This is a genomic window from Stenotrophomonas sp. GD04054 (genome assembly GCF_029836955.1).
In the GTDB taxonomy this organism is placed as follows: domain Bacteria; phylum Pseudomonadota; class Gammaproteobacteria; order Xanthomonadales; family Xanthomonadaceae; genus Stenotrophomonas; species Stenotrophomonas maltophilia_A.
Genome location: NZ_JAOECR010000085.1, coordinates 1 through 12,331, shown reverse-complemented (window position 1 = coordinate 12,331; position 12,331 = coordinate 1). Strand labels below are relative to the sequence as shown.

Genomic DNA, 12,331 nt, shown 5'->3' with positions numbered 1-12,331 from the left:
CCGGACCCACCCCGCCTCCCCACAGGAAACCAGCTGTTGCTGTTGCTGTTGCTCCAGCTCGCAGCGGGTGCAGGGCGCAGCCCTGCCGAACACCCCCCTCTCATGCTGCGCCGCAGAATGCATTCGGCTGAACCTGCATGCTCTACTTGAATCGATCTAAATTCACGGTCTGGTGGGTCGGGCGTCATTCCAGGGGGAGCTTTCTGCCAGTCATGGCGGGGCTCAGCGGAACGGTGCCGGACGGCCCCGGCCGTCTGCCTCCGCCTCATCGACTACAGGAACCCGACATGCGTCCAGTGCCGTCCGCTCCCGCCGTCCCAGTGTCCTCGCGCCCGCTGCTGCGCCTGGCCTGCCTGCTCGCACTGTCGTCAGTGCCGGTGCTGCTGCAGGCCGCGCCGGCTGCGCTGGAGCGCGAGGTCAACACCTTCATCGGCAGCAAGGACGACGGCAACACGTTCCCGGGCGCGTCGGCACCGTTCGGCCTGATCCAGGTCAGCCCGATCGGCAGCCACTATTCGGGCTGGCGCTACGACGACGAGAAGATCCGCGGTTTCGGCCACTCCTTCATCTCCGGCGCAGGTTGCTGGGAGCAGGGTGGCCAGGTGTCGGTGCTGCCGGTGACCGGTTCGATCGGTCCCGGCGGCGATTTCGATACCGGCAACGCGAAGAAGTTTGACCACAAGGCCTATGCCGCGTCGTACACGCATGACGGCGAGATCGGCCAGGCGGGCTATTACAAGGTGCGGCTGACCAGCTACGGCGGCATCGACGCCGAGACCACCGCGCGTACGCGTGCCGCGGCCGAGCGCTACACCTTCAGCCAGCGCAGTGGCGATGGCCACGTGCTGGTCAATGTCGGCCAGGCGAACGAGCGCCACTCGGTGATCGGCAGCGTGGTTGATGTGGTCGGCGACCGCGTGGTGGAAGGCAAGCTGGTCACCAAGAGTTTCTGCGGCGGCCATCAGTACACCACCTGGTTCCGCATCGAGTTCGACCGCCCGTTCAAGGCGCATGGCACCTGGGGGGAGGGCGGTGGCCTGCCTGGCGCGCGCCACAGCATGGAAGGCGAGCAGAAGCCGAACGGTGCCTGGCTCAGCTTCGACCTGGCCAAGGGCCAGTCGGTGACGGCGGTCAGCGCGATCTCGCATGTGGACGCCGAAGGCGCGCGCATCAATCTGCGCGCAGACGGCATGCAGGGTGGGGCGCTGCTCGGTTTCGACCGCATGCGTGCGCTGTCCCAGCAGTCGTGGCGCGAGCAGCTGGGTCGGGTGCGTGTGCAGGGCGGTACGGCCGATGACCGCACCGTGTTCTACAGCGCGGCCTACCACGCGCTGCTGCAGCCGATGACCGGCAACGATGCCGACGGCCGCTATCGCGGCTATGACGATGGTATCCACCGCGCCGATGGCTGGACCTATTACGAGTACTTCTCGCTGTGGGATACCTACCGCGCGCAGAACCAGTGGCTGGCACTGACCCGCCCGGACGTGGCGCGTGACATCGGCCGTACCCTGCTGGCGATCGACGAGCAGGGTGGCTGGCTGCCGCGCTGGGGCTATGCCAACTTCGAGACCAACATCATGACCGGCGATCCGGTCACGCCGTTCATGGTCGACCTGTGGCGCTTCGGTGCGCTCAAGGGCCGTGAATCGCAGGCGTGGGATGCGCTGCGCCGCAATGCGTTCGGCACGCCGCCGCTGAACTCGCGGATGGCCGGCCGTTCCGGCAACCCGACCTACCTGGACAAGGGCTATGTGGTCTACGACCGCGCGTTCCCGTCCAAGGGCATGGACGTCGATCCGCATCACGGCGGTTCGGCCACGCTGGAATACGCGCTGGCCGACTGTGCGCTCTCGCAGATGGCCGATGGCCTGGGCCACGCGCAGGACGCGGCGACGCTGCGTGAGCGCGGCCGCAACTGGCGCAAGGTGTGGGACCCGCAGGTGCGCGATGCCGAGACCGGCTTCACCGGTTTCCCGCGCCCGCGCACCGAAGATGGCCAGCGGTACACGCCGGCCGATGGCCACTACAGCCCGCGCTCGCATCACGGTTTCCATGAAGGCACGGCGTGGCAGTACCAGTGGCTGGCGCAGCAGGACGTGCCGGGCCTGGTCGACGCGATGGACGGCCGCGAACAGGCCGGCCGCCGCCTCGATGCGTTCTTCGCGATGGACGCGCTGCAGGCCGATCCGCTCAATGCCGCCCGCAAGGAGTGGGTGGTCGGGCCGTACAGCTACTACAACCAGTTCCGCTACAACCCGAACAACGAGCCGGACCTGCACTCGCCGTGGCTGTACACGCTGATCGGCCAGCCGTGGAAGACCGCCGCCGTGGTGCGTGCCGCGCAGCAGTTGTTCACCAATGCCCCGAATGGCGTGACCGGCAATGATGACCTCGGCACGATGTCGGCCTGGTACCTGTTCAGTGCCATCGGTGTGTATCCGGCGGTGCCGGGCAGCGGCCAATTCCTGCTGCATACCCCGCGTTTCAGCAAGGTGGAAGTGGACATGGGCAATGGCCGCACCCTGCGCATCGACGCGCCGGGTGCCGATGGCCGTCGCCTGCAGTACGTGCAGGGCGTGAAGGTCGATGGCCAGGCGCATGCGCCGGTGTGGCTGGACTGGAACCAGCTGCAGCAGGGCCCGCGCCTGCAGTTCGCGCTCGATGCGAAGGCGCCGGAGCAGGGCTGGGGCACGGCGGTGAAGGACCTGCCGGTGTCCTGGTGTGCGGCACCGGGTAGCCAGCTGCGCTGAGACGGACTGTGCCGTTCGCGGTGACCCAGCGAACGGCACGGCACGACAGGGCCCTGATCCATTAGGCTTGAGCATCCAGCGGAGTCCGGGAAGACGATGAACGACAACGGCAGCAGTTCCAGCAAGCGCGCCGGCAAGGCGGTGACGGTGACCGACATCGCGCGTGCCATCGGCGTGTCACGGGCAACCGTATCGCTGGTGCTGCGCGGCAGCCCGCTGGTCAACGTCGATACCCGCGCCAAGGTCGAGGCCGAACTGCGCCGCCAGCGCTATGTCTACAACCGCGCGGCGGCCAACCTGCGCCGGCGGACCTCGTCGAGCATCGCGCTGGTGATCAACGATCTGTCCAACCCTTTCTTCGCCGAATTCGCGTCCGGCGTGGATGAGGCGCTGGGCGGACGCGGTTACGTGACCCTGCTGGGCAGTACCGGTGAATCGCCGGAGCGGCAGCAGGCGGTGCTGTCCACGTTGATGGAGCACACGCCGGCCGGCCTGATCCTGTCGCCGGCCGAGGGCAGCGATACCGCGCTGCTGCGGCAGGCACTAGGTGCCAATGCCAACGTGCTGCTGTTCAACCGCGAGCTGGACGGGGCCGACTGGGACTTCCTGACCCTGGACAACCAGCACGGCGCCTATCTGGCCACCCGCCATCTGATCGAACGCGGCCATCGCCAGATCGCCTTCTTTGGCGGCCACGCTGCATCGAGCTCGTGCCACCAGCGCCGTGCCGGTTTCCAGCAGGCGCTGGCCGAGGCCGGTCTGTCGCTGCCGCCGGGCTGGATGATCGAGTCGGCACCGAACCGCCTGGAGGCCGCAGCGCGCACCGATGAGCTGTTTGCCGATGGCCATCGGCCGAGTGCAGCGGTCTGCTACAACGACACCGTCGCGCTGGGCCTGATGCTGGGCTTGAATTCGCGTGGCATCCGCCCGGGTGGCGACTTCGCCGTTACCGGTTTCGATGATATTTCCGAGGCGTCGGTCGCGGTGCCGCCGCTGACCACGCTCACTGCCGATCCGCGCGAGCGGGGCCGGCAAGCTGCCGCGCTGCTGCTGCAACGACTGGACGAACCGGACGCGCCGCCACGGCGCACGGTCGCGCCGGTGCAGCTGCGCATCCGCGAAAGCAGTGCCGCACGACCGAACTGATTCCTTCCATACACCCCTTCCACGCAACAACGACCTTCCGCGCATCGAGGCGCGTTCCGCATGCCGATCTCCGCAACGCCCCGTCCATCGGGTTCTTCGGGCAACGCACCCGCCGTTACCAACGGCAAGGCGCTGGCTGTCGTCACCACGATCTTCTTCATGTGGGGCTTCCTGACCTGCCTCAATGACATCCTGATCCCGCACCTGAAGGCGGTGTTCGAGCTGAACTACGCCAAGGCGATGCTGGTGCAGTTCACCTTCTTTGGCACCTATTTCCTGATGTCGCTGCCGGCGGGGCGGCTGGTGGCGGCGCTGGGTTACAAGAAGGGCATCGTGGCCGGCCTGGTGATCGCCGGCATCGGCGCGCTGGGCTTCTGGCCGGCGGCCGAGCTGCGCGTGTATGGCGCGTTCCTCGGCGCACTGTTCGTGCTGGCCACCGGCATCACCGTGCTGCAGGTCGCTGCCAACCCCTACGTTGCGCTGCTGGGCCCGGAGCAGACCAGCTCCAGCCGCCTGACCCTGGCGCAGGCGCTGAACTCGCTGGGCACGGCCATTGCGCCGATCTTCGGCGGCATGCTGATCCTGTCCAACACGGTCAAGAGTGCCGATGACATCGCGGCGCTGCCGGCCGCCGAGCAGCTGGCCTACCGTGCCGCCGAGGCGCAGGCCGTGCAGGGCCCCTACCTGGGCCTGGCGGTGGCGCTGGTGCTGCTGGCGCTGTTCGTGTTCCTGTTCCGCCTGCCGGCGCTGAGTGATGCCACCGAGCAGGCCGACCAGGGCCACCACCACAGCTACCTGGATGCGCTGCGCAAGCGCCACCTGCTGCTGGGCGTGCTGGGCATCTTCTTCTACGTCGGCGCCGAAGTGTCGATCGGCAGCTTCCTGGTCAACTACCTGTCGATGCCGAACATCGGCGGCTTCAGCGAGCAGCAGGCCACGCATTACGTGTCGGCCTACTGGACGATGGCGATGATCGGCCGCTTCGCCGGTTCGGCGCTGCTGGCGCGCTTCTCGCCCAGCCGTCTGCTGGCGATCTTCGCGCTGGTCAATGTGGGGCTGCTGGTCACGACCATGCTGAGCTCCGGCAACGTCGCGCTGTATTCGGTGGTGGCGATCGGCCTGTTCAACTCGATCATGTTCCCGACCATCTTCGCGCTGAGCATCGAGCGCCTGGGCCCGCTGACCAACAAGGGGTCCAGCCTGCTGATCATGGCCATCGTCGGCGGTGCCGTGGTGCCGTACCTGCAGGGCGTGCTGGCCGACCACATCGGTGTGCAGGCCAGCTTCATCCTGCCGTTGCTGTGCTACGGCTACATCATTTTCTACGGACTGGTCGGTGCGCGTACGCCGGCCTCCGCAACGCAGGGAGGCTGAGTCCGGAATGGGTGCCATCGTTTGCTTCGGCGAAATTTTGATCGATCTACTAGCGCAGCCGCCGGCCTCGGCCGATACCCCGCGCGCGTTCCTGCAGTACGCCGGCGGTGCGCCGGCCAACGTCGCGGTGGCGGCTGCGCGGCTGGGGGCGAAGACCCAGTTCGTCGGCATGCTTGGCCGCGACATGTTCGGTGACTTCCTGGCCGACAGTCTGGTCGAGCACGGCGTGGGCACGGATTACATCGTGCGCACCGACGCCGCCAAGACTGCGCTGGCCTTCGTCGCGCTGGATGCCAGTGGCGAGCGCAGCTTCAGTTTCTACCGCCCGCCGGCGGCTGACCTGCTGTTCCGTGACAGTGACTTCCAGGCGGAGTGCCTCGACAGCGCGCAGTGCTTCCACGTCTGTTCCAACAGCCTGACCGAGCCGGCCATCGCCGAGGCGACCTTCGCCGGCATGGAGCGCGCCCGTGCCGCCGGTGCGGTGGTCAGCCTGGACCTCAACCTGCGCCCGGCTCTGTGGCCAGCCAACGAAGATCCGACGCCGCGCCTGTGGCAGGCGCTGGAGCGCGCCGACCTGGTCAAGCTGTCGCGCGAGGAGCTGGATTACCTGGCGGCACCGCTGGGTGCCGATGGCGAGTCAGTGGTGCTGCGGCGCCTGCTGGCAGCGCAGGCGCGCTGGGTCATCGTCACCGATGGCGCGGCCACGCTGCACTGGTACACCCGCGACAACCACGGCACGGTGACCAGTTTCCGCGTGGCCACGGTCGACACCACGGCCGCCGGCGATGCCTTCGTCGGTGGCGTGCTGGTCGGCCTGCTGGAGCGTGGTGGGGCGGGCGCAGGCTTTGCCGCGTTCTGCCAGGACCCGGAGGCGATCACCGCCACGCTGCGCTTCGGTGCCGCCGTGGGTGCGCTGGCTGTTACCCGCAAGGGCGCGTTCGCCGCGATGCCCTCGCTCGATGAAGTGCAGCAGCTGCTGCAGGCCCAGGACATTACCGCATGAGCACCTCGCCCGATTTCCGTTCGCCCGCGTTCCTGCGCGCGCACATCGCCGACACGATGGCGTTCTACCACCCGCGCTGCATCGATCCGGACGGCGGCTTCTTCCATTACTTCCGCGATGACGGCAGCATCTACGATGCCAGCCACCGCCACCTGGTGAGCAGCACCCGCTTCGTCTTCAACTATGCGATGGCCTACCGCGAATTCGGCAACGCCGAGTACCGCGAGGCCGTCGAGCACGGCGTGCGCTACCTGCGCGAGGTGCACCGCAACCCGGCCACCGGCGGTTATGCCTGGACCCTGCGCGACGGCAAGGTCGAGGACGATATGAACCACTGCTACGGCGTGGCCTTCGTGCTGCTGGCCTACAGTTGCGCGCTGAAGGCGGGCATCGAGCAGGCGCGCGACTGGATGGACGAGACCTGGCAGCTGCTGGAAGCGCGCTTCTGGGAGCCGCAGCATGGCTTGTACAAGGACGAGGCTGACGGCCAGTGGAGCTTCACTGGCTACCGCGGCCAGAACGCCAACATGCACATGTGCGAGGCGATGCTGGCCGCGTTCGAGGCCAGTGGCGAGCAGCGCTATGTCGAGCGCGCGCTGCAGCTGGCCGACAACATGACCCGCCGCCAGGCCGCCAAGGCCGGTGGCCTGGTCTGGGAACATTACGATGTGAACTGGGAAATCGACTGGGACTACAACCTGGACGATCCCAAGCACCTGTTCCGCCCGTGGGGCTTCCAGCCGGGGCATCAGACCGAGTGGGCCAAACTGCTGCTGATCCTCGATCGCCACGTGCAGGCCGACTGGCTGGTGCCGACCGCGCAGCATCTGTTCGACGTCGCCGTCGCACGCAGTTGGGACGACACCCGTGGTGGCCTGTACTACGGCTTCGCACCGGAATCGCGCCGGCAGCCCGGTATGGACGGCGCCCCGATCGGCGGCGACAGCTTCGTCTGCGACGACGACAAGTATTTCTGGGTGCAGGCCGAAACGCTGGCGACCGCCGCGCTGATGGCCAAGCGTACCGGCGATGACCGCTACTGGCAGTGGTACGAACGCATCTGGGCGTATTCGTGGGAGCACTTCGTCGATCACCAGTACGGTGCATGGTTCCGCATTCTTGATGCCGACAACCGCAAGTACAGCGACGAGAAAAGCCCTGCCGGCAAGGTGGATTACCACACCATGGGCGCGTGCTACGAAGTGTTGAACGTCGTGCGTTGAAGATCGTTCGAATGCAGTAGTGCCAGGCCATGCCTGGCAATCCGAAATCGGTAGCGCCGGGTCACGCCCGGCGGAAAAACAGGAGCGCCACGTGCATCGCCTTTCCCTCGTTGTCCGTCTGCTCCTGCTGCTGACTGCAGCCATCTCCTTCCCGGTGGCCGCAGCCCCGCTGCAGGCGCAGTGGGAATTCCGCATGCTGCCCGGCGACGCGCAGGGCGCCGCGCGTCCAGGCCTGCAGCAATGGCGTGCGGCGAAGGTGCCGGGCAGCGTGCACACCGACCTGCTGGCGCATGGGCTGATCCGCGATCCGTACGTCGGTGCACCCGAGGCCGAGCTGCAATGGATCGGCCTGGCTGCCTGGGAGTACCGCGCCCGCTTTGACGTGGATGCGGCGACGCTGGCCAAGCCGAATGCCGAGCTGCGTTTCGACGGGCTGGATACCTACGCCGAGGTCAGCCTCAACGGCAAGCCGCTGCTGCGCGCGGACAACGCGCACCGCACATGGCATGCACGTGTGGACGGGCGCCTGCGCGCGAACGGCAATGAACTGCAGATCGTGTTCCGCTCACCGATCCGCACGCTGCTGCCGGGCGTGCAGGCAATGCCGCACAAGATCGCTGGCAATTACCCGTCGCCCTATGGCGATGAGCCGAAGGAGGCGATGGTCGGCAACTTCGCGCGCAAGCCGGCCTACCACTTCGGCTGGGACTGGGGCCCGCGTTATGTCACCGCCGGGGTCTGGCGCGGGGTCGACCTGCAGGCCTGGGACGCGCACCGCCTGACCGATCTTGCCGTGCGTACCGATGCATTGAGCGCGGAGCAGGCGAAGCTGGCGGTGTTGCTGCAGGTGGAGCAGGGCAGCGCTGCCGGTTCTGCGATGGTCACTGTGGATGTGCAGGATCCGGAGGGCCGCAACGTGGCACAGGTGCAACGCACGGTGTTGCTGAAGCCAGGCCAGAATACGGTTGAGCTGCCGGTTGAGCTGGCCACGCCGCGGCGCTGGTGGCCGGTGGGCCATGGTGCGCAGGATCGCTATACCGTGAAGGCTGGCCTGGATGGTGGCGGCGATGCAACGCTGGCGCGCGAGCAGCGCATCGGCCTGCGCACGGTCGAACTGCGCCGCGAGGAAGACGGCAAGGGAGGGCAGGGCTTCGCCTTCGTCATCAATGGTGTGGAGATCTTTGCCAAGGGCGCCAACGTCATTCCGTTCGATGCCTTCCCCGCACGCGTCGATGCCGCACGCCTGCGCCAGGTGCTGACCGCCGCGCGCGATGCCAACATGAACATGCTGCGCAACTGGGGCGGCGGCTACTACGAGGACGATGCGTTCTTTGACATCGCTGATGAGCTGGGCCTGCTGGTCTGGCAGGACTTCATGTTCGGCGGCGGCATGCAGCCGGGCTACGATCCGGCCTTCCGGGCAAGCGTGGTGGCCGAGGCGCGCGACAACGTGCGCCGGCTGCGCCATCACCCCAGCATCGTGCTGTGGTGTGGCAACAACGAGGAAGAAACCGCCTGGAAGGACTGGGGCCACGGCCGCGACCTGAAGGCGGCCGACCCGGCATTTGCGGCGAAGGTCTGGCAGGGCTATGTCGACCTGTTCGGCAACGACCTGCGCCAGGTGGTGGGTGAGGAGGGGCTGGGCGTGCCGTACTGGTCCAGCTCGCCCAGCAATGATCTGGATGAGAAGGCCAACGATTCCACCCGCGGCGACAAGCACTACTGGCAGGTCTGGGGCAATCCAGCGCTGCCGGTGCAGGCCTACCTGCGTGAGACCCCGCGCTTCATGTCCGAGTACGGGCTGCAGGCGTGGCCGTCGGTGGCGACGGTGGACCAGATCGCCACCCGCGCCGAGCAGCGCATCGACAGCCCGGTGATCCGCGCGCACCAGAAGTTCATGGCGGGCGAGGGCAACAGCCGCCTGCTGCACTACATCGAACTGGGCTACGGCACACCGAAGGACTTCGAGGACTTCGTCTACCTCAGCCAGGTGATGCAGGCCGATGGCATCGCGCTGGCGGCGCTGCATCATCGCGCCTCGCGGCCGTACACGATGGGCTCGTTGTATTGGCAGCTCAACGACGTCTGGCCGGGTGCTTCATGGTCCAGCGTGGACTACTTCGGTCGCTGGAAGGCGCTGCACTTCGCCGCGCGGCGTTTTTTCGCGCCAGTGACAGTGGCCGCGTTGCGCGACGAGGGCAGTACGCGGGTGCGCCTGATCAACGACGGTGCCGCGCTGGATGCACGCTGGCGGTTGCGGGTGATGGATGTAGACGGCAAGGTGCTTCGCCGCCGCGAGGAAGCGGTGTCGCTGGCTGCCGCCGGTGTCACCTCGATCGGTGATTTCCGCGACGCCGAATTGCTGGCCGGTGCCGACCCGAAGCGCACCGTGGCCGTGTTCGAACTGCTGCAGAACGGGGCGGTGAGTGCCCGCCAGGTGGTTGGTTTCGTCGAGGCGAAGGACCAGGTATTGCCCCGACAGAAGCTGAAGGCTGCCTTGAGCATCGAGGGCGACCACTATCGCCTGCGGCTGGAAAGCGCGGCGTATGTGCGCGCGACGTGGATCGATTTCGGCGCGCTGGATGTGCAGGTCGAAGACAACCTGCTGGATCTGCTGCCGGGCGAAACCCGCGACATCGCAGTGCGTGGCCCGGTGGATCTGACGACGCTTCGCGAAGCGCTGAAGGTAAAAACCCTCAACGACCGTTGAGCAAAAAAGGGGACGGAGGGGATTAAGTCGTTTGTGGCCCATGTGTGCCACAAACGACTTAATCCCCTCCGTCCCCTTTTTCTTGCTTACAGCTGGATCTGCTGGAAATTCTCGACCCGCTCGTGGCCGTTGGCGGCCTGGCCGGTGCGCGGCAGCGGGTAGTCATCCAGGCGATCAATCAGGCGGGTCTGCAGGCCGGCTTCGCGGGCGGCATCCAGTTCTTCCACCACATCCGACAGGAACAGGATCTCGCCGGCCGGCACGCCAATGGCCTGCACGATGCGGCGGTAGCTGTCGGCCTCGCGCTTGCCGCCGATCTCGGTGTCGAACCAGCCCGACACCAGCGGGCTGAGGTCACCGGCGTCGCTGAAGCCGAAGAACAGCTTCTGCGCCGGCACCGAGCCGGAGGAGTACACGTACAGCGGCAGGCCGGAGGCGTGCCAGCCCTTCAGCACCGGCGCCACTTCCGGGTAGAAGTGCGCGGTGTAGTCGCCGCGGCGGTAGCCTTCGTCCCAGATCAGGCCCTGCAGCGCCTTCAGTGCAGTGTGCTTGCGGTCCTGGTCGATCCAGCCCTGCAGCGTCTCGGCCACCAGGCTGTCCTGGCAGGCGCCGCCGATCTCGGTGGCCACCGCATCCAGCCAGCGGCGGACTTCCGGCTGCTGGCCGTGCTCGGCGACGAACGCGGGCAGCGCCTTGCGGGCATAGGGGAACAGCACGTTCTTGACGAACGAGATGCTGCTGGTGGTGCCTTCGATGTCGGTCAGGATGACGCGGGGCTGCATGGATCAGGACGCCTGGGTGGGTACGTAACGGGGGAATTTCTGCGCGATGTCGGTGCCGGTGAAGTGACCGACCCAGCCATCCGGCTCGGTGAAGAAGCGGATCGCCACGAAGCTGGGCTCGTCGCCCATGTCGAACCAGTGGGTGGTGCCATCGGGCACGGCGATCAGGTCGTCCTTCACGCACTCGATCTCATAGACCTTGTCACCCACGTGCAGGGTGAACAGGCCGGAGCCTGCCACGAAGAAGCGCACCTCGTCTTCCTTGTGGAAGTGTTCGTCGAGGAACTTCCTGCGCAGCTCGGCGCGGTTCGGGTTGTCCGGGGCGATCGAGGCCACGTCCACGCTCTTGAAGCCGCGCTCGGCAACCAGGCGGTCGATGTCGGCACGGTAGGCGGCGAACACCTCATCCTGGCTGGCGCCTGGAGCGACCGGCGCAGCAGCCTGCCAGCGTTCGAAGGTGACGCCGATCTTCTGCAGTTCGGCAGCGATGACCGCGCCGTCCTGGGTATCCAGCAGCGGCGATTCGGGGCGGGTGTCGTCGTAGATGCGCAGTCGGCTCATGGCGGCAGCTTGAACGTCTCGGGGGGAAGACAGGGTAGCAGGGTGGGGGCAGGGCGCAGATTCCGGATCGGCATCTACACCTGCGTGCGGGTTCAGCCGCGCAGCTTGCGCAGTTCCAGCTCGCAGTGGAACAGGAACTCGAACGCTTCCAGGTGGCGGCGTGCCTCGGCCATGTCGCGGCCCCAGGCATACAGGCCGTGGCCGTCGATCAGGTAGCCCCACAGGTACTGACGGTCGAGCAGGTCATCGACCTGCTTCGAAAGCACGTTCATGTCCTGGGTGTTGGCGAACACCGGCACGTCGATGGCCATCTCGTGGGTGCTGTTGCCGGCGAAGGCCTTCAGCAGCTCGTAGCCTTCCAGGCGGATGTGGCCCTGCGGCGCGTACAGGCGCGAGGCGACGGTCTGCACCGGCGAGTGGGTGTGCAGCACGCAGCCGATTTCCGGGAAGCGGCGATACAGCTGGGTGTGCAGCAGGGTCTCGGCGGACGGGCGCAGCGGGCGGCCGACGGCCAGGCCGTCGAAGTCCACCACCATGATGTCGTCCTCGATCAGGCGGCCCTTGTCCTTGCCGGAGACGGTGATCGCGGCGTGGCGGTCGTCCAGGCGGTGGGAGAAGTTGCTGCTGGTGGCCGGGGTCCAGCCGGCGTGGGCCAGTTCGCGGACGTTGTCGATCAGCAGCTGGGCCAGTTCGCTCAGGCGCGCGGTGTCGTAGGGGAAGGTGGGGGCGTTCATGCGGGCGATTTTACTGGATTCGGCCAACGGCTGAGCCCCTCGTGG

At 67.1% G+C, this 12,331-nt stretch carries 9 protein-coding genes; 6 read left to right on the top strand and 3 right to left on the bottom strand.

The window, feature by feature from the left end; genetic code table 11:
* Positions 1-287 precede the first annotated feature (287 nt).
* From N7573_RS21785 to N7573_RS21760, 6 genes are all read left to right on the top strand, one after another.
* The gene (locus N7573_RS21785; protein ID WP_279913433.1) at positions 288-2,753 is read left to right on the top strand and encodes a GH92 family glycosyl hydrolase; all 2,466 of its coding nucleotides are present in this window, start codon (positions 288-290) and stop codon (positions 2,751-2,753) included.
* A gap of 96 nt (positions 2,754-2,849) precedes the next feature.
* Positions 2,850-3,899 (top strand): LacI family DNA-binding transcriptional regulator, encoded by a 1,050-nt coding sequence (locus tag N7573_RS21780; protein WP_049398499.1) that lies wholly within the window; start codon positions 2,850-2,852, stop codon positions 3,897-3,899.
* Positions 3,900-3,959: 60 nt separating this feature from the next.
* Complete coding sequence (gene fucP / locus N7573_RS21775) at positions 3,960-5,273, top strand: L-fucose:H+ symporter permease (protein ID WP_279913434.1); 1,314 nt, start codon at positions 3,960-3,962, stop codon at positions 5,271-5,273.
* Between the two features lie 7 nt (positions 5,274-5,280).
* On the top strand, positions 5,281-6,276 hold the full coding sequence (locus N7573_RS21770; RefSeq protein WP_279913435.1) for a carbohydrate kinase: 996 nt from the start codon (positions 5,281-5,283) through the stop codon (positions 6,274-6,276).
* Positions 6,273-7,499, top strand: a complete 1,227-nt coding sequence (locus N7573_RS21765; protein WP_100468325.1) for an AGE family epimerase/isomerase — start codon at positions 6,273-6,275, stop codon at positions 7,497-7,499. The genes N7573_RS21770 and N7573_RS21765 overlap by 4 nt, the downstream gene beginning before the upstream one ends.
* Before the next feature lie 91 nt (positions 7,500-7,590).
* The gene (locus tag N7573_RS21760; RefSeq protein ID WP_279913436.1) at positions 7,591-10,209 is read left to right on the top strand and encodes a glycoside hydrolase family 2 protein; all 2,619 of its coding nucleotides are present in this window, start codon (positions 7,591-7,593) and stop codon (positions 10,207-10,209) included.
* A gap of 86 nt (positions 10,210-10,295) precedes the next feature.
* On the opposite strand, the gene mtnC is transcribed toward N7573_RS21760, so the two are convergent.
* From mtnC to N7573_RS21745, 3 genes are all read right to left on the bottom strand, one after another.
* Complete coding sequence (mtnC, locus tag N7573_RS21755) at positions 10,296-10,991, bottom strand: acireductone synthase (RefSeq protein ID WP_019336325.1); 696 nt, start codon at positions 10,989-10,991, stop codon at positions 10,296-10,298.
* Positions 10,992-10,994: 3 nt separating this feature from the next.
* Positions 10,995-11,552 (bottom strand): acireductone dioxygenase, encoded by a 558-nt coding sequence (locus N7573_RS21750; RefSeq protein WP_279913437.1) that lies wholly within the window; start codon positions 11,550-11,552, stop codon positions 10,995-10,997.
* A gap of 92 nt (positions 11,553-11,644) precedes the next feature.
* Positions 11,645-12,286, bottom strand: a complete 642-nt coding sequence (locus N7573_RS21745; RefSeq protein ID WP_279913438.1) for a methylthioribulose 1-phosphate dehydratase — start codon at positions 12,284-12,286, stop codon at positions 11,645-11,647.
* Positions 12,287-12,331 lie beyond the last annotated feature (45 nt).